This is a genomic window from Duganella sp. GW821-FHT07F09 (assembly GCF_059418705.1).
The window spans coordinates 317,155-334,743 of the sequence record NZ_JBWKQJ010000010.1 but is presented as its reverse complement, the minus strand read 5'-3'; the positions used below and the strand labels follow the sequence as shown (position 1 = coordinate 334,743).

12 protein-coding genes are annotated in these 17,589 nt (G+C 62.7%); 5 read left to right on the top strand and 7 right to left on the bottom strand.

The window, feature by feature from the left end; all coding sequences use genetic code 11:
- Positions 1 to 213 precede the first annotated feature (213 nt).
- A complete protein-coding gene (locus tag AC07P1_RS25705; RefSeq protein ID WP_494698496.1) occupies positions 214 to 2,547 on the bottom strand; it encodes a TonB-dependent receptor in 2,334 nt (777 codons plus the stop codon).
- Between the two features lie 592 nt (positions 2,548 to 3,139).
- Between AC07P1_RS25705 and AC07P1_RS25700 the strand changes: the two genes are divergently transcribed.
- From AC07P1_RS25700 to AC07P1_RS25685, 4 genes are all read left to right on the top strand, one after another.
- A complete protein-coding gene (locus AC07P1_RS25700; protein ID WP_494698495.1) occupies positions 3,140 to 4,135 on the top strand; it encodes a BMP family lipoprotein in 996 nt (331 codons plus the stop codon).
- A 101-nt stretch (positions 4,136 to 4,236) separates the two neighbouring features.
- On the top strand, positions 4,237 to 5,766 hold the full coding sequence (locus AC07P1_RS25695) for an ABC transporter ATP-binding protein (RefSeq protein ID WP_494698494.1): 1,530 nt from the start codon (positions 4,237 to 4,239) through the stop codon (positions 5,764 to 5,766).
- Complete coding sequence (locus AC07P1_RS25690; protein ID WP_494698493.1) at positions 5,763 to 6,836, top strand: ABC transporter permease; 1,074 nt, start codon at positions 5,763 to 5,765, stop codon at positions 6,834 to 6,836. The genes AC07P1_RS25695 and AC07P1_RS25690 overlap by 4 nt, the downstream gene beginning before the upstream one ends.
- Positions 6,837 to 6,843: 7 nt before the next feature.
- Positions 6,844 to 7,815 carry an ABC transporter permease gene (locus AC07P1_RS25685; RefSeq protein WP_494698492.1) on the top strand — a complete coding sequence of 324 codons (972 nt, stop codon included), beginning with the start codon at positions 6,844 to 6,846 and terminating at the stop codon, positions 7,813 to 7,815.
- A gap of 12 nt (positions 7,816 to 7,827) precedes the next feature.
- Here AC07P1_RS25685 and AC07P1_RS25680 read toward each other — a convergent pair whose 3' ends face one another.
- Both AC07P1_RS25680 and AC07P1_RS25675 read right to left on the bottom strand, forming a co-directional pair.
- A complete protein-coding gene (locus tag AC07P1_RS25680; RefSeq protein WP_494698491.1) occupies positions 7,828 to 8,205 on the bottom strand; it encodes a c-type cytochrome in 378 nt (125 codons plus the stop codon).
- Positions 8,206 to 8,323: 118 nt separating this feature from the next.
- Complete coding sequence (locus AC07P1_RS25675) at positions 8,324 to 8,902, bottom strand: NUDIX domain-containing protein (protein ID WP_315212052.1); 579 nt, start codon at positions 8,900 to 8,902, stop codon at positions 8,324 to 8,326.
- 79 nt (positions 8,903 to 8,981) lie between these two features.
- On the opposite strand from AC07P1_RS25675, the gene AC07P1_RS25670 reads away from it, so the two are divergent.
- On the top strand, positions 8,982 to 9,755 hold the full coding sequence (locus AC07P1_RS25670; protein ID WP_494698490.1) for a DeoR/GlpR family DNA-binding transcription regulator: 774 nt from the start codon (positions 8,982 to 8,984) through the stop codon (positions 9,753 to 9,755).
- A gap of 4 nt (positions 9,756 to 9,759) precedes the next feature.
- On the opposite strand, the gene AC07P1_RS25665 is transcribed toward AC07P1_RS25670, so the two are convergent.
- The 4 genes from AC07P1_RS25665 to AC07P1_RS25650 form a co-directional block, all read right to left on the bottom strand.
- Positions 9,760 to 10,836 (bottom strand): S1/P1 nuclease, encoded by a 1,077-nt coding sequence (locus AC07P1_RS25665; RefSeq protein WP_494698489.1) that lies wholly within the window; start codon positions 10,834 to 10,836, stop codon positions 9,760 to 9,762.
- On the bottom strand, positions 10,833 to 12,059 hold the full coding sequence (locus AC07P1_RS25660) for a phospholipase D-like domain-containing protein (protein WP_494698488.1): 1,227 nt from the start codon (positions 12,057 to 12,059) through the stop codon (positions 10,833 to 10,835). The genes AC07P1_RS25665 and AC07P1_RS25660 overlap by 4 nt, the downstream gene beginning before the upstream one ends.
- Positions 12,060 to 12,092: 33 nt before the next feature.
- Positions 12,093 to 13,799 carry a bifunctional metallophosphatase/5'-nucleotidase gene (locus AC07P1_RS25655; RefSeq protein WP_494698487.1) on the bottom strand — a complete coding sequence of 569 codons (1,707 nt, stop codon included), beginning with the start codon at positions 13,797 to 13,799 and terminating at the stop codon, positions 12,093 to 12,095.
- Positions 13,800 to 13,956: 157 nt separating this feature from the next.
- Positions 13,957 to 17,373: a TonB-dependent receptor gene (locus AC07P1_RS25650; protein WP_494698486.1), complete on the bottom strand. Its 3,417-nt coding sequence runs from the start codon at positions 17,371 to 17,373 to the stop codon at positions 13,957 to 13,959.
- Positions 17,374 to 17,589 lie beyond the last annotated feature (216 nt).

The following is a 17,589-nucleotide window of genomic DNA, read 5'->3' as shown; positions in this document are numbered from 1 at the left end:
CCATCGCTCTTGATGAGCTGAGATCGTTGATCCCGACATTTAAAATTTGAGGGGAAGGCTCAGGGTCAGGTCCACCAATGCTACACGAGCGGGACTGTAAAGCGGCCCGCCATCACCCTACGGTCCGGCCCGTGTAGAAATGGTGGACATGACCGCGGATGTAAAAATCCCCGCGCACCTTGCGATGCGCGGGGATTCTGTCATGGCTTCGATTTAGAAGTTGACTTTGAAGGTGCCGCCCCAGGTGCGCGGCTCGTTCAGCATGCCGGTCAGGTTGTCGAAGTCGATCGCGCCGACGATGACTTGCCGGTCGGTGATGTTGCGGCCGAAAGCCGCCACTTCGTACTTGCCGTTGCCCCACTTGTAGCCGGCGCGCACGCCGCCCTCGGTCAGCTTCTTGGCCTTGTATTCAGGCGCCTGGTACAGGAAGAAGTTGTAGCTGCTGCGGAAGGCCCAGTCGGTCAACGCGTAGAACTCGCCGTCGCCGATCGGGGTGCTGTACTTGAGCGTGAAGTTCACCTGCGTCTTCGGCGCGCGCGGCAGCGGATTGCCGTCGATGCGCGAGGTGCCGGCGAACGGTCCGGCCGCGTTGGTCGGCGTGCAGCCGCTGGCGCCGGTCGGATTGTTCAGCACGTTGCCGCAGTACTGGACGTACAGGTTCGGGTCCTTGATCTCGGTGTCGTTGTAGCTGCCGCCCAGGGTCATGCTGAACTCGTCGCTCAGGTTGGCCTGGAAGTCCACTTCGACGCCCTGGCCGGTCACCTTGTCGGCGTTGATCAGCTGATTCATGTTGACCGAGCCGCTGCCCGCCGTCAGCTGGCGGTCCTTGACGCGGTACTGGAACACGCTGGCGCTCAGGCGCGCGCGCTTGTCGAACAGGTCCTGCTTGATGCCGGCTTCGTACGACAGCGCTTTTTCGGCGCCGGCGAACGATGGACGGTCGCCCAGGCCGTTCAGGCGGCCCTGCATCGACGGCGCGCGGTAGCCGGTGGCGACGCGGGCGAACAGGTTGGTCGCCTTGGTCAGTTCATAGGTGCCGCTCAGATCCCAGCTCACGTTGTGCGAGGTGCTGTCGATGTTGAACGGGCCGGAAACCGCCGGCGGCTCCACGCGCGAGGCCGAGAATTCCTTCTTGTCGTTGGTGTAGCGCACGCCGCCGCGTACTTTGAACTTGTCGGACACGGTGTAGTTCAGCGAGCCGAAAGCGGCCCACGATTTCGAATCCTGGAACTGCACCGCGTAGGCGGCGTTCTGCGGATTGCCCGGCGCGAAGCTGTTGAAGCTGATGCTGTCGATCTGGATCTTCTCGTTGAAAAAGAACAGGCCGCCGATCCACTGCAACGGGCCCTTGTAGTTCGACTCGGCGCGGAACTCCTGCGAGAACTGGCGGTGGTTGGGCAGCACGTCGGCCGTTTCGACCGGGAACGGAATGAAGCCCGGGCCCGAAGGCGGCGCGAACACGGCGCCGTAGCCGCCGTCGACGTCGGCGCGGCTATAGAACTTGAGCTTTTCGTAGCCGGTGATCGAGTGCAGCGTGAGGTCGCCAACGTTGTACTTCAGGCGCATGCTGCCGCCCTTGGTTTCCAGGTCCTGGTTGTTGACGCCGTCGGTCGGGTACGAACCGTAGTCGAAGCCGTCGACCAGCTCGTTGGTGCCCTTCTTGATGATGTTGGCGCGGAACAGCGTGGCGCTGCCGTGGTAGTTGCGCGCGTGGACGTTGAACAGCGCGCTCAGGTCCTTGTTCGGTTGCACCAGCGCCTGCAGGCGGAACGCCTGGTCGCCGTAGCCTTCGAATTCCTGGGTGCCCTTGCCGGCGGTCGGGTTGGTGTTGGTCACGCGGTTGTCGCGGTGCTGGCTGGTGCCGGAGAAGCGCAGGGCCACGGTGTCGCTGACCGGCATGTTGAACATGCCCTCGACCGTCTTGGCCGAGTAATTGCCGATGCCCAGCTGCAGATAACCTTCCTGTTTGAACACCGGCTTGGCGGAGTCGAACTTGATCACGCCGGCCGGCGAGTTACGGCCGAACAGCGTGCCCTGCGGCCCGCGCAGCACTTCGATCTGGTCCACGTCGAACACCGGGAAGCCCTTGAGCATGGCGTTTTCCATGACGATATCGTCCATCACCAGGCCGACCGGCTGCGAGGCGTTCAGGTCGAAGTCGGTGTTGCCCAGGCCACGGATATAGAAGCGCGGGAAAGTGCGGCCGTAGTCGGATTCGATGGCGACCGACGGCGAGCGGCCCGACAGCACGCGGATGTCGCCGGCGCCCGAGGTCAGCACGTCGAGCTTGTCGCCTTTGATGGTGGCGATCGACATCGGCACGTCCTTGATGTTTTCGGCGCGGCGCTGCGCGGTCACGATCACGGTTTCCAGCTGGCCCTTGGTGGTCGGCTCGGGGGTCGCAGCCGCAGCGTCTTGTCCCTCAGCGGCTGCCGGCTGGGCGTTCGCGCCCGCTTCGGTGGCCAGGGCCGCGTGCAGCGGGAAGGCGCTCGCCACGGCCAGGGCGATCAACGATCGCACTGCGAAACCACTACTGTTCTTGCTCATAAATGCTGCTCCCGGTTGTATAAGTTTGGATGGTATTTGTTGTTATCCCAATTATCGTAGCATGGAAAAAAATGACATAAACCCACTTTTTCCATGGTTCGATTCATATCAATTTTATATAAATGACTAAATAAAATCGAATTTGTCGTACATATCCAGGCTGATGCATAGTAGTGGACTGCCTAAAAAATAGCCGCCTGAGAGCGAAAAGGCGTTTAGCTTGCACCAAGGAAGCTGCTTTGCGAATGACGGGCGATCACCGGACGGGTTCGCCAGGCCGGTGGCACGCGACTTATCCGAACGGCAGGAAGTTTTTCCAATAGGACAAAAAGCAACAATATAAAAATATTTAATTTGGCTGCGACTGTTGCGGCAGTGCGACATGGGCGGCCGGGAAGCGCCGGCGGCGCGAGGCGACGGCGGGTTGACAACCGCTGCCATTTAAACAAGCTTTCGCCGAGCCATGGCGGGCAACGCCGGCCCGGTAAGAGGTAAAGCTCTAAAAATCAGGGGTTTGCCGCCATAAAACGGCGCCGGATTATATGTTTCGTCCAATAAAAATATACAATATCGATCTTCCAGGAGCCTATTCATGAAACTTTCACAACTTAGTTTGACGGTTGCAGCCATTTGTATCGCGGCCAGCGCGTCCGCGGCGGATCCAAAATTGGCCATCGTGTATGACGCGGGCGGCAAGTTCGACAAATCGTTCAACCAGTCCGCTTTTGAAGGCGCCTCGCGCTTCAAGAAGGAAACCAATATCAATTTCACCGAGGTGCAAGCCTCCAGCGACACCCAGGCCGAACAAGTGCTGCGCGGCCTGGCGCGCAAGAACATGGACCTGATCGCCTCGATCGGCTTCGCCCAGCAGTCGGCCGTGCAGAAGGTCGCCAAGGAATTCCCGAAAGTGCGTTTCGTGCTGATCGACGGCGTGGCGCAAGGCGCCAACATCAACTCGATCACCTTCAAGGAAGAAGAAGGGTCGTACCTGGTCGGCGTGGCCGCCGCGATGGCGTCCAAATCCAAAAAACTCGGCTTCATCGGCGGCGTCGACATCCCGCTGATCCGCACCTTCGCCTGCGGCTACACGCAGGGCGCGAAATCGGTCGACAAAAAGGTCGACGTCACCTCCAACATGGTCGGCACCACCGCCGACTCGTGGAACAATCCTGCCAAGGGCGGTGAGCTGGCCCGTTCGCAGTTCGACCGCGGCGTCGATGTGGTGTTCGCGGTGGCCGGCGGTTCGGGCCTGGGCACGCTGCAGACGGCCAAGGAAAAAGGCAAGCTGGCCATCGGCGTCGACTCCAACCAGAACCACCTGTATCCGGGTGCCATCCTGACCTCGATGGTCAAGCGCGTCGACAACGCCGTCTACGACTCGTTCATGCAGGTCAAGGCCGGCACCTGGAAGGCCGGCGTCAGCGCCAAGGGCATCAAGGAAGGCGGTGTCGATTGGGCGCTGGACGCCAACAACCGCAAGCTGATCACGCCGGAGATCGAGAAGCGCGTGCTGGGCGCGCGCAAGGACATCATCGACGGCAAGGTCAAGGTCTTCGATATCCGTTCGGGCGCGGCCTGCCCCGTCTGACGCGGTTTGAACATTGAGCGCGCCGCCGGGGTTGTCCCCCGTGCGGCGCGTTTAACGTTTTACGCTTTACCGTCTTCTTCAACCGAACCGAAAACGACCCTATGCAGCCAGCAGTAGAATTTCGCGGCATCTCCAAGCATTTCGGAGCCGTCAAGGCGAACACGGACGTCAGCTTCGCCATCGCCAAGGGATCGATCCACGGCCTGGTAGGCGAGAACGGCGCCGGCAAATCGACCCTGATGAGTATCCTGTACGGCTACTACCGCGCCGACGGCGGGGAGATTCTGCTCGACGGCCAGGCGCGCCGCATCCACAACAGCCAGGAGGCGATCGCCCTCGGCATCGGCATGGTGCACCAGCACTTCATGCTGGTCGAGAACATGACGGTGCTCGACAACGTCATGCTGGGCAGCGAGGGCGGTTTCAAGCTTCAATCCAAGCGCGCCGCCGTCGAGGCGAAGTTGCGCGAGATTTGCGCGCGCTACCAGCTCGACGTCGATCCGCTGGCCACCATCCACGACCTGTCGGTGGGTGCGCAGCAGCGCGTCGAGATCCTCAAGCAAATCTACCGCAGCGCCAACATCCTGATCCTCGACGAACCCACCGCCGTGCTGACGGCGCAGGAGACCGCGTCGCTGTTCGAGATCCTGCGCCTGTTCAAGGAACAGGGCAAAACCATCATTCTGATCACCCACAAGCTGCAAGAAATCCTCGACATCACCGACACCGTCACCGTGATGCGCGGCGGCCGCGTGATCGGCGCCGTGCCGACCGCCGGCACCACCAAGGAAGCCTTGGCCAACATGATGGTCGGCCGGCCGATCGAGAACAACCTGCCGCGCGCGCCGTACAATCCGGGCGCGCCGGTGCTGCGCGTCGAGAACCTGCAGCTAAGCGATGACCAGCAGGTCAAGCTGCTGGCCGACATCGGCTTCACCTTGCGCGCCGGCGAGATCGTGGCGATTGCCGGCGTCTCCGGCAACGGCCAGAGCGAATTGATGGAAATCCTGTCGGGCATGCGCCTGCCGACCTCCGGCAAGCTCGAATTCCTCGGCAAGGACCTGCCCTTTAGCGGCCGCTCCGACGCCGACGGCCTGCCGCGCACCTTCCGCGAACTGGGCATCGCCCACGTGCCGGAGGACCGCCTGCGCGACGGCGTCGTCAAGGCCTTCTCGGTTATGCACAACACCATCCTCGGCTACCAGGACAAGCTGAAAAACAAATGGGGCCTGCTCAACTTCAAGGCTATCGCGGCGCGCTGCGACGCGCTGATGAAAAGCTTCGACGTGCGCCCCGATAACCACGACCTGCGTATCGGCCTGCTCTCCGGCGGCAACCAGCAGAAAGTGGTGATCGCGCGCGAAGTGCTGGCGCAGCCCAAGCTGATGCTGGTCGGCCAGCCCACGCGCGGCGTCGACATCGGCACCATCGAGAGCATCCACAAACAGCTGCTGGCCCTGCGCGACTCCGGCGTGGCGATCCTGCTGGTGTCGGTCGAGCTGGAGGAGGTGCGCGCGCTGGCCGACCGCATCCTCGTCATGTGCGGCGGCCGCATCACCGGCGAACTGAAAATTGAAGAATTCGACACGACCCGTATCGGCTTGCTGATGGGCGGAATGCACAAATCATGAACAAAGACCTGCCACGCTGGGCGACCGCGTTTGCCCTGCCCTTACTGAACCTGCTGTCGGCACTGCTGGTGACCGCGCTGGTGATCCACCTGCTGGGCGAGAGTCCGACCGAATCGCTGGCGATCCTGATCAACAGCGCCGTCGTCAACCCGGAGGGCTTGAGCTACACGCTGTTCTACGCATCGACCTTCATCTTCACCGGCCTGGCCGTGTCGATCGCCATGGAGGCAGGCCTGTTCAATATCGGCGCCGAAGGCCAGATGTACTTCGCCGGCCTTGGCCTGACGCTGGCCATGCTTACCTTCGACAGCTCGCTGCCGGCCCTTTTCCTGATCCCGGTCGGCATGATCGGCGCGGCGCTGTTCGGCGCGCTGTGGGCCTTCGTGCCCGGCTATCTGCAGGCGAAGCGCGGCAGCCACGTGGTGGTCACCACCATCATGTTCAACTACATCGCCGCCGCGCTGATGAACACCGTGATCGTCAAACTGGTGCCGCCGGGCGAGCAGAATCCTGCCAGCCGCTCCTTCGCGGCCGCCGCCGAAATGCCGCGCCTGAACCAGTGGTTCCCGGTGCTGGGCGAGACGCCGCTCAACATCAGCTTCTTCCTGGCGATCATCGCGCTGGTGATTTACGGCGTGGTGGTGTCGCGCTCCTCGTGGGGCTTCAAGCTGCGCGCCACGGGCCTCAATAAACACGCCGCCCACTACGCGGGCATCCGCATCAGCAAGATGATCATCATCGTCATGCTGATCTCGGGCGCGCTGGCCGGTCTCGGTTCGGTCAACTCCATCATGGGCTCGACCCACTACCTGTCGCTCAACTTCGTCGGCGGCGCCGGCTTCATCGGCATCGCCATCGCGCTGATGGGCCGCCAGCATCCGGTCGGCATCTTCCTGTCGGCGGTGCTGTTCGGCGCATTGACCCAGGGCGGCTTCGACCTGTCGCTGGAAAAACAGAACATCCCGCCGGAGACGGTGATCCTGGTGCAGGGACTGATCATCCTGTTCTGCGGCGCGATGGAAAACCTGTACGCGCCGGCGATCGCCAAACTGCTCAAACTGAAGAAGTGAGGACACTATGACTTTCGACGACCTCCATATCGGCAGTATCCTGGTATCGACCGTGCGCAACGCGCCGGTGTTGATTTTCGCCGGCATGGCCGGCCTGTTCGCCGAGCGCTCGGGCGTGATCGACATCGGCCTCGAAGGCAAGATCCTGGCGTCGGCCTTCGTCTCGGCGGCCGTCGCCTTCACCACGCAGAACCCTTGGTACGGCGTGATGGCCGGCATCGTGGTGTCGATGCTGCTGGCCAGCCTGCAGGCCTACATCGCCATCACCCAGAAGGGCAACCAGCTGGTGGCCGGCATCGCCATCAACATCGCCATGAGCGGCCTGACCTTCGTCGTGGCGCAGTACATCTTCCAGCAGGGCGGCCGCACGCCGGACCTGGGATCGGCGCGCCTGTTCGACGTGGTGTTGCCGGGGACGGCGGCGGTCGAGGGCATTCCGGTCATCGGCTGGGTGTACGCGCATCTGATCGGCGGCCATTCGGTGCTGGTGTACATGGCCTTCGCCCTGGTGCCGCTGGTGCACTGGATCGTTTATCACAGCCGCTTCGGCCTGCGCCTGCGCGCCTGCGGCGAGAATCCGCACGCGGCCGACGCGGCCGGCGTCAGCGTCGAGCGCCAGCGTTACATGGCGATGCTGATCGCCGGTTTCCTTTGCTCGTTCGCGGGCGCCTACCTGTCGATCGTGCAGAGCGGCTTCTTCCTGCGCGACATGTCGGCCGGCGCCGGCTACCTGGCGCTGACCGCCATGGTGTTCGGTAACTGGCGTCCGCTGTACACCTTCCTGGGATGCCTGATGTTCGGCTTCTTCGGCGCGGTGCAAATTCAGATCGAAGGCGTGGAACTGCCGGGCATCGGCCGCCTGCCGGGAGCGATGATCCAGATGGTGCCGTACGTGCTGACCGTGATCGTGCTGGCCGGTTTGATGGCCAAGTCGGTGGCGCCGAAATCGCTCGGCGTCCCGTTCGTCAAATCGCGCTAAACGCACGCCCCTCTAGCGGAACTCCCGCATATACACCAGCAGATCGGCGATCTGCTGGTCGTCGCTGATACCCCAGAAACGCATGCTCGTCCCCGGCACCACATCGTGCGGCGCGCGCATGTAGGCGGCCAGCTTTTGCTCGGTCCAGACTATCCCCGATTTCTTCATCGCCTCGGAATACTTGAAGTCGGGCGTGGCCGCGGCTTTGCGGCCGATGATGCCGTTCAGTTGGGGGCCGTAGCCGGCTTGCGCGTAGCGGCCGACCTGATGGCACGAAGCGCACTTGCGGAACGCCGCCTGGCCGGCCTTGGCGTTGCCGACGTAGCCGGCCGCGCCGGCATGGCCGGAGCAAATGCAGGCCGACAGAATCGCCAGATAGATCTTGTTCATACCGCTATTATGCGCGCGCTGTCAAAATACCGATGTTCCACGTAGGGCGGATTAGGCGGAACGCCGTAATCGGCCATGCATGCGCCGACGCGACGCATCCAGTGGCCTCGATCAAAATTTAGCGCAACAGATGCAGCGCGGCGTATTGCAGCAGCATGATGGTTTTTCCGTCGGCGATTTCGCCGGAGGCCATCATCGCCATCGCCTGCTCCATGGTCAGCTCCAGCACTTCGATGTCCTCGCCCTCTTCCGCCACGCCGCCGCCGGCGCCCGGACGCGAAGCCGGATCGTACTCCGCGACGAAGAAGTGCAGCCGCTCCGTGACGGAGCCGGGACTCATGAAGGCTTCGAACACCTTGTGCACTTCGCCGATGCGATACCCCGTCTCCTCCTCCACCTCGGCCTTGATGCGCACTTCCGGCGTAGCCTGGTCCAGCAGCCCGGCCGGCGCCTCGATCAAGAAGCCCGGATGCCCTTCGACATACGCCGGAAAGCGAAACTGCCGCACCAGCACCACGGTGCGCCGCTCGCGGTTGTACAGCAGGATCGTCGCCCCGTGGCCACGATCATAGGTTTCGCGCGACTGGCGCTGCCACGTGCCGTCACTGCGGCGATAGTCGAACGTGGTCTTCTTCAGCACGAACCAATCGTCGGACAGGGTTTCGACTTTGTGGATGCGGATGCGGTCTTCAGGCATGGCGGCCTTCCTTTCTCTGATTGCGTATTTTTACGATATCATGCATTATCGTGCAATATCAAGATAATTCGTGCAAATCATGCTAACACGTCAACGCAAGGAACTGCTGCTGTCCCGCCTCAAACAGGACGGACAGATCGTCGCCAAATCGCTTAGCGAGGAGTTGGGATTGTCGGAGGATACGATACGGCGCGATCTGCGCGAGCTGGCCGGAGAAGGCTTGCTGCAGCGGGTGCACGGCGGCGCGCTGCCGTTGGCGGCGCTACCCGCATCGCCGGCGATGGGCAACTTCGCAGAGCGCCAGCAGATATCGAGCGATGCCAAGCCGGCCATCGCGCGCGCGGCGGCCGCGATGATCCGGGCAGGGCAAGTGGTATTCATCGACGGCGGCACGACGGCGGTCCAGCTGGCGCGCCACTTGCCGCACGACTTGAAATGCACCGTCGTCACACACAGTCCCAGTATCGCGGTCGAGTTGACGGAGCATCCGCTGATCGAGGTGATCATCATCGGCGGCCGCCTGTTCAAGCATTCGATCGTCACCATGGGGCCGGCCGCGCTGGACGCCATCGCGCAGATCCGCACCGACATCTACTTCATGGGTGTTTGCAGCCTGCACCCCGAGCAAGGCATCAGCACCGGCGACTACGACGAAGCCGGCGTCAAACGCGCGATCGCGGCGGCGGCGCAAAAGACGGTGGTGCTGGCGTCGCCGGAAAAACTGGACACCGCCTCACCGTTCCAGATCGCGCCGATGCAAAGCGTGGGCGCGATCATCGTCAACGCCGGCGTGCCGGAAGCACTGCTGGCGCCCTACCGCAATATGGGCATCGAGGTGGTGCTGGCCGGTTGACGGTTCAGGGCCAGATGGCTTTGAGCACGGCGGCCAAACGATAGCCGCCCCGGGTCAGCTGCGTGCTGGCGTCGGCCGACGTCGGCACCGGATAGTCGGCGGGCACCGACACCGGCCAGGTGTAGTAGACCGCTCCGGTGCTCTTGCTGGTCTGCTTGGACGCCGTGCCCGGGACCACGCCGTCATAAGCGCGCTTGGACACCGACAAAGCCTGTTCGGCCCACCGATAAGGCCAACCTAACGGATCGCCACTGTCGGCCGCCACCGCTGGATTGGCCGCGATGACCGCTTCCGCGAACTGCCGCGGCGAGCGCGCGTCGATGCGGCGGAAGGCGTAGTTCACCACCGTGCCATCCCAATACGAATGCAGCGGACGCGTGGCCCTCGGCGCGCGCGGCGGCCCGGGCGGCTCGACGTTTTCGGCGGCCGGCGGCGGAATCAGGCGTTCACTGCTCGCACTCAGTTTGACGTCATCGAGCAGCAGGTTGTTGCCGCCTAGCGTGGCGAACGCCTCGCCGACGTCGATCTGCTTCTGTCCCGCCGGCACGACGAAACCGCCGTCCTTGCCGACATACGCCTCGCCCACGTGCAGCGGCTGCGAGATATCGCCCGTCAGGTGTGCCAGGATCAGCAATGCTTGGCGCGGCGTGAAGTTGCGCGGATTGCTGGTCTTGTCGCCCTTGCCCTGCAAAGTGGCGATGCACTGCTTGAGCGTCTGCACGATGTCGTCGTCGGCGGTGCCGACCGCGTGGTCGTGATACTCCTTCAGCTGGAACGGCACATTGGTGTAGTGGAACTCGGTGTGCCGGGGATTGGCCGCCACGTAGGCCTCCATCTCCGCTGTCTGCGGACCGCAAAAAGTCCCTTTGAGGCAGTCGGCCCAGATGGCGATCTTCTCCAGGCTTTCGCCGGGCAGCAGCAAGGCCTGCACGCGCTTCTCGGCGTTGCTGCCCTTGATCAGCTGATCGGCGATGGCGCCAACCGCGCGGTGGCCGTCGTTGCCCCACGCCTGCGCGTCGGAGGAGACAAACGCGGAGGCGAAGGCGCCGCACATCGCCGCTGCCACCAATAGCTTCTTCATTCCGCTTTGCCTTTGACAGGTTTCGGGTACTGCTTGTTGATGTCGAGCGCCTGCGCATACTGCGAGCTCCAGATCTGTTCCTGCGTCGCGGCCAGGCGCTGCGCCATTTTCTCGTTACGCATCACCACTTCCATATTACGCGAAACATCCATATAGCCGCCAGCCCAGTTGCTGGTGCCGACCCACGCGATCTGATTGTCGATCACCATGGTCTTGCTGTGGATGACGCGCGCGAACGGAATGAATCCGCCCGAGGCCACCGGTATCGTCACCACGCGGATTTCCACGTTCGGCAGCATCGCCAGGCTCTTAAGATAGGCTTGCGCCGGCTGTTCCATATTCCAGTTGGACACCATCAGCTTGATCTTGACGCCGCGATTGGCGGCGGCGCGCACCGCGTTGTCGATCACGGCGTAGTAAGGGCGCGTGCCTTTCGGCCCATAACTGAGGGGCGCGTAGTCCAGCAACTGGACGCGCACTTCGCTTTTGGCGTCGGCCAGCAGCGCCGGCAGCCCGGATTCGGAATCACCGATGCCGGCCGGGTTGTAGCGGTTCGGACTGGCCAGCAGGAAGGTCTCCTGGCGGTAGTTGGGCGCTGCGGTGATGGCGTTGAGCGCCGGTACCGCCGCGCCCTGCTCCGTCAGCGCCTGCGCGCGCCAGTCCTGGTTGAACACCGCCAGCACCTGGCCGGCGAGCTTGGGATCGGTGATGCGCAGTCCCGTCTCGTGGATATGCTCGAAGGCGCGCCAGTCGAAGTTCTGGCTACCGATAAAGGCGATGGTGCCATCGACCACCATGTACTTGGCGTGGATGATGCCGTTGCCGGTCAACTTGCTGAAATCGAGTACGCGAAGTTCCAGGTTCGGTATCGCCCGCAGTTGGTCCAGGGTCGGCTTCTCCGACAGCCCAAGGCCTTTCTGTTCAAGCAGGAAGCGGATCTTGACACCACGCTTGCCGGCCGCCGCCAGGCGCTCGACGACCTTGTCGAACAGGCTGCCCGGCTTGTTGACCGCGTAGAACTGGGCTATCACGATCTCGGTTTTGGCGTTGTCGAACATCTCGCTCCACACCGTCGCGGGATCGCGCAGGTCGTCGCTGCGCAGCGACGTTTCGACAGGCGCCGTCTGCACCAGTTCAAAGCCGGGAATGGAAAACTCGGCGCGGGCCGGTGCGGCGGATGCCAGCAACGCCGGCACGACAACGGAAAGTAAAATACGACGCATAGCGGCTACTCCAATGAATATATTTAGTCTTGACTACCGCAGGCGCCTGATGCGCTGCTGCGTTTCGGCCTTGCCGGCTGGCTTGCCCGTTTCTTCGCGCTTGACCAGGTGGGCGGTCAACGCATCGACAGCGAGGATGCCCGATTCGGCGCGGTTGGCGCCATTGGCGAACATCGGAAAAGCATCGCCGCCTTCGGCCAGGAAGTTATTCACCATCACACGATAGGACGACTCCCTCTGCAACGGCAGGCCGTTCAGCATCACGCTGTCCGCCACCACCTTGCTACCCTCGCCGCGCTTCGCATCCCACTGATAGGTGAAGCCGTCGGACACCTGCAGCAGCCCGCGCCACGAGTCGCGCCCGCCGATCCACTGCTGCTCCAGCAGCTCGTAGATCTGCCACCCTTTCAGGTTCATCGCCACCAGCTTGTTCCCGAACGGCAGCACCGCCTGCGCCTGGCCGACGGTGACGCGCTGACCCGCGCCGGTTTCCAGATCGCTGCGGATGCCGCCGTCGTTCATGAAAGCGATCTGCACGCCGAACGGACGTCCCGCCGCCAGCACCGAATCGGCCACCAGATCGCCCAAAGGCGACTCGCCGTTGTCATCGAGGCCGCGCGCCACGCTGCGCACGGCCAGCGCAGCCACTGGACGCGCCAGTTGCGCCGCGCTGCGCTCGCGCGCCTTCTTCAAATAGTCATCGAGCGCGGAAGCGGCCGGCCAGGTACCCGGCACCATCACCTCCTGCGTGGCGCTGACATCGCGCAGCGTGTTGGTGCCGGTATCGACCCTCAGCTTGATGCGCGCCATCACGTGGCCCGCCGAATCGGACTGCGTCACCAGGCGGCCGTCCACCCGGCACAGGTAGCCTTTGTGCGAATGGCCGCTGACCACCACGCGGATCGCCGGATCGAGTCGTTTGACGACATCGACCACCGCGCCTGTCAACTGACTGCAATCCTGCTGGTCGAACTTTTCGACGGTGGTGCCGCCCTGGTGCAGCAGCACGACGAATACGCCCACGCCCTGCTTGCGCAGTTCCGGCAGCTGACGGTTGATCGCGACCGCCTCGTCGATGAACTCAAGGCCGGCAATGCCGGAAGCGAGCGAGGTTTCGGCCGTCTCGCGCAGCACGGTGCCGATGAAGGCCACCTTGACCCCATGCGCGGTCTCGATCTTGTAGGCCGGAAGGATAGGCTTGCGGGTCGCCATGTCGATCACGTTGGCCGCCAGATAGCTGAATGTCGCGCCGGCGTAGTCCGGGTCGAACTTGCAGGCCTTGTCGGCGCGTGGCGATTTGCAGCCGCCCTTCTGCTGGCGCAGCAGCTCGACGCGGCCGGCGTCGAATTCGTGATTGCCGACGGTGCTCGCGCGCAGTCCCAACAAATCCATCGCGGCCATGGTCGGCTCGTCGGCCCACATCGACGAGATGGCCGGGCTGGCGCCGATCAAATCGCCGGCGCCCACCAGCAGCAGTTCCGGGTCCCGCTTGCGCCAGGCCTGCAACGCCGCGCCCAGCGTATCGATACCACCGGCCATCACCGTGCGCGCTTCCTGATCGTGCACGCTGTCCCACACGTACTTGCTCGGCTCGAGGTTGCCGTGGAAGTCGTTCAACGTGACCAGTTGAACCTCGACGACGCCAGGCGGCAACCGCGGCCCAAAAGCGCAGCCGCTGGACAAGGCCGCCAGAGCGCCCGCCAGCACGGCGGCGGCGACGGAACTCAATCGTTTAGTCATTACGGATCAACTCGAAAATAATCAAATATTGTACAGCCCAAGCCGGCTGAAGAACGCCGCCTGCCCCGGCGAAAATAATACGTTACAAACCATCCTGGAATAAAAAAACGGCTGATGTCGCCACCAGCCGTTTTTGCTTCAGAGACTTGCTACGAACTTAGAATTCGTAACGGGCCGTTGCCTGAATCGCCCACTGCGACTCGCCCTTGACTTGACGGACATCGACGCTTTCGACGTCGCGCACGCGGTACACGTACTTGCCGGACGAATCCAGACCCTGGTAGTCGACGAAGCTGCGCGCCACGCCGCCGTTGCCTTGGAAGCCGACTTCATTGATACGGCCCCATTTACGGTTCAGCAAGTTGCCGACGTTGAAGATGTCCAGCGAGAACGTCGCCTTGTTTTTGAAGAAGCCCGGAATCTCCTGCGAGATGCGCAGGTCGAAGCTGTTGGTCCATGGTGCGAAGTCGCTGTTACGATCGACGACGCGGCCTTTCGAATTGCGCAGCACGCCGTTCGAATTGACGACGCTCCAGAACTTGTCTTCGTTGGCATGGTTGGTGGCCGTGTCGCCATAGAACACCACTTGGCCCGAACCCGGCGCCGAAGGGATGAACATCAGGTCGTTGCCGGCCAAGCCGTCACCGTTCAAGTCGTTGTTGACGGTCCAGCTGTATGGTTTGCCCGAACGACCTTCGTAGAACACGCCGAAGGTGGTGTTGTAGCTGCCGAACAAGCGCTTGCGGAAGTTGAGCAGCGCGCTGATACGGTCTTTCACCAGGTAGGTCGAGTTGGCGTTGACTTCCTCGTTCGGATTGAACGTGGCGCGGCTCGAGTAGTTCGACGACGAGGTCGACGACGTCAGCGGCGATACTTCCTTGGCCGAGGTGTAGCTATACGCGGCCGACCAGCTCCAGCCGTTCATCATCGGACGGGTCAGCGAGACGGTGGCGACATTGCTGTAGCCCTGGTCGGTCTTGGTGGCGACCAGCACGTTGTTGAACGACGAGTTGCTCAATGCCTTGGAGACGAAACCTGCGCAAGTGCCGTTGGTGATCGCGGCACCGGTTGGCGACCAGCAGGACTGATTGTAACCCTGCGCGCTGTAGTACAGCGCGCGGCCGTCGGTACCAGTGCGGGTAGCCACGCCCAGGTTGGCGTTCTGGTAGTAGATCGCGTCATTGGTCTTGGTCTTCAGGAACTCGGCGCTCAGCACCAGGCCGTACCATGGCAGTTCGGTTTCAACGGCGATGTTCGCTTTCCACACCGAAGGCTGCTTCAGGCCGGGCGCCAGGATATCGACGTTGGCGGCGGGAACCGAGCCGGTGAAGCTTGTCACCTGGTTGTTGATGTCGGTGCGGAACAAGCCGTCGGTGCTCGGGCACGCCGCGTAGCCGGCGATACCGCAACCAACGGTGCGGGTCTGCACGCCGGTGTTGGAGAACGGATTCGACAGCCATACCGTCAAGGCGGAGCCTTGGAACAGGCCGGCGCCGCCGCGGATTTGCGTCTGGCGGGCAGTGTCGAGCTTGTAGTTGAAACCGGCGCGCGGCTGGAACAACTTCTGGCCGTCGAAGGTGTTGGTATTGTCCATACCGAAACCGCCGGTGGCACGGGTGTTGGTGGCTGGGTTGCCGGCGATAGCCGCTTGCGCCACGCGGTCGTTGCGCAGCGGACGCTCGGCGACATCGGTGGCGTCGACGCGCACCCCGAAGCTCACGTTCAGGTTCGAGCTGACAGCCCAGGTGTCCTGGATGAAGGCACCGTAGTTCTTCATCGTGAATTGCGACACGGCGTCGTCCAGGGTCAGGCCCGGATTGGCGACCTGCACGCTATAGCTGCTTGGACGGCCACGACGGAAGTTCTCCAGCACGGCGGATTCGATCTGGGCGTTGCTACCGGTGCCGCAGTTGAAGTTGGCGTTGTTGTTGAACTGGTAGGCAACGTTGGTGATGCAACCGAAGGTATAGTTGCCCCAGACGTTTTGCAGGAACGCGTTGTAGATCTTGTTGCGGCTGTAATCGCTGCCGAACTTGATCTCATGGTCGCCCAGCGACCAGTTGGCGCCGGCGTAGGCGTCGATGGTCTTGGTGCCCAGGACGTTACGCTGACGGCTGTTGTCAGTACCGAAGAACAGCGTACGGTTGGCCGACGAGACGGTCGACGGCGTGCCCGGTGGCAGCGCGCCCGAGAATTGCAGGCCGATCAACGGCAGCTGCGTGTTCAGCTTCGGCACGGAATCATAGTCGCGCGAGGACAACTTGAACTCGGTCGAGAAGGTAGGCGTCCAGTCCGACAGCACCTGGGCGACCTTGGTTTCGATGGTCTTGCCCTGCTGGTACCATTCGCTATTGAGCGACAGGCCGGTGGCCGACAGGCCGCTGAAGATAGGCTCGGTCTGGTCCGTCTTCGAATAACGGAACATGGCGCGGTGGTTGTCGGTGATGTTCCAGTCGAACTTGACCAGCTTGTCGGTGACATCCAGCGCGGCGCCCGACGGCACATTGCTGTTGCCGATGTCGACGCCATAGGCGCTCTGCGCGATCGACTGCGCCGAGGCGATGGCCGACGGCGTGATGCCGACGTTGGTGACAGAGCTGCCCAGCGGGCCGAAGGCCGGCGCTGCGCGCGTCGACTCCAGCTTTTCCCAGCCGGCGAACAGGAACAGCTTGTCCTGGATCAGCGGCAGGCCGATGGTGCCGCCCTTGGTGGTTTCCTTGAACGGAGCCGGCGCGGCATAGGTGTCGTTGGTCGCGTTGAAGCGGTCACCAGCCATCTTGTCGTTACGGAACACGTAGTAGACGCTGCCCTTGACGGTATTGGTACCGGACTTGGTGACGGCGTTGATGTTGCCGCCGGTGTAGCCCTTCTGGGTCACGTCGTAGTTGGCGACGTTGATTTGCACCGACTGGATGGCGTCGATCGAGATCGGCTGCTTGGCGGTCGGGGAACCGCTCGCTTCCAGGCCGAAGGTGTCGTTGACGGACACGCCGTCGATGGTCAGCGAGTTGTAGCGCGAGTTCTGACCGGCCACGGACATTTCGCCGCGCTCTTTATCGGTCTGCGACACGCGCGGATCGGCACGGGCGTAATCCTGCAGGTTGCGGTTGATCGAACCCTGGATGGCCAGTTCGGTCGCGCTGATGCTGGTGCCGGCGCCCATGTTCGACTTGTTGAACTTGTCGGAACGCGCGGCGGTGCCGGCGATCGTCACGGTCTGCATGGCCGGCGCGCCCAGGGTGGCGTCGACGCTGGCGGTTTCAGCCAGCTGGATGAAGACATCCTTGCGCGTTTCCGTCACACCATCTTTGGTGATGGTAATCGTGTACGGCCCACCGGTACGCAAGCCACGCTGCACATAACGGCCCTCGGCGTCGGTCACCACGTTGGTGACGGAACCCGATTCGGTGTGGAGAATGGACACTACGGCACCCGCCGCAGGCTTGCCGTCAGCCACCGAGACACGGCCGCCGATGGCCGACGTCGTGTTCTGTGCAAAGGCCGGTGCCGCCGCTAGCGCGATAGACAGGCTGAGCGCTATTTGCGTCAGCTTGAGCCGTTTATGATTGATCATTGTATAACCCCAAAAAAGACTAATAGTTATGTGGAAATCCTGCGGATGGCCGGATTCCTCTTTACGTTTGCTGCAACTGGTCGAGCCGCCCAAATCCCGGCGTGCCAACGGCAGCGGGTGAGTGTAACGGCTTAATATGTCAGGGCTGTGACGTCCGTAGGTGACGCTTCCGCCTGGTTTGCCACTTATCTACTGAACTGTGAGAAAGCAATAATC

Bases quoted from the DNA above. Each gene is read 5' to 3' on its own strand.
- AC07P1_RS25705 (WP_494698496.1), bottom strand. From the start codon at position 2,547: ATGAGCAAGAACAGTAGTGGTTTCGCAGTGCGATCGTTGATCGCCCTG.
- AC07P1_RS25700 (WP_494698495.1), top strand. From the start codon at position 3,140: ATGAAACTTTCACAACTTAGTTTGACGGTTGCAGCCATTTGTATCGCG.
- AC07P1_RS25695 (WP_494698494.1), top strand. From the start codon at position 4,237: ATGCAGCCAGCAGTAGAATTTCGCGGCATCTCCAAGCATTTCGGAGCC.
- AC07P1_RS25690 (WP_494698493.1), top strand. From the start codon at position 5,763: ATGAACAAAGACCTGCCACGCTGGGCGACCGCGTTTGCCCTGCCCTTA.
- AC07P1_RS25685 (WP_494698492.1), top strand. From the start codon at position 6,844: ATGACTTTCGACGACCTCCATATCGGCAGTATCCTGGTATCGACCGTG.
- AC07P1_RS25680 (WP_494698491.1), bottom strand. From the start codon at position 8,205: ATGAACAAGATCTATCTGGCGATTCTGTCGGCCTGCATTTGCTCCGGC.
- AC07P1_RS25675 (WP_315212052.1), bottom strand. From the start codon at position 8,902: ATGCCTGAAGACCGCATCCGCATCCACAAAGTCGAAACCCTGTCCGAC.
- AC07P1_RS25670 (WP_494698490.1), top strand. From the start codon at position 8,982: ATGCTAACACGTCAACGCAAGGAACTGCTGCTGTCCCGCCTCAAACAG.
- AC07P1_RS25665 (WP_494698489.1), bottom strand. From the start codon at position 10,836: ATGAAGAAGCTATTGGTGGCAGCGGCGATGTGCGGCGCCTTCGCCTCC.
- AC07P1_RS25660 (WP_494698488.1), bottom strand. From the start codon at position 12,059: ATGCGTCGTATTTTACTTTCCGTTGTCGTGCCGGCGTTGCTGGCATCC.
- AC07P1_RS25655 (WP_494698487.1), bottom strand. From the start codon at position 13,799: ATGACTAAACGATTGAGTTCCGTCGCCGCCGCCGTGCTGGCGGGCGCT.
- AC07P1_RS25650 (WP_494698486.1), bottom strand. From the start codon at position 17,373: ATGATCAATCATAAACGGCTCAAGCTGACGCAAATAGCGCTCAGCCTG.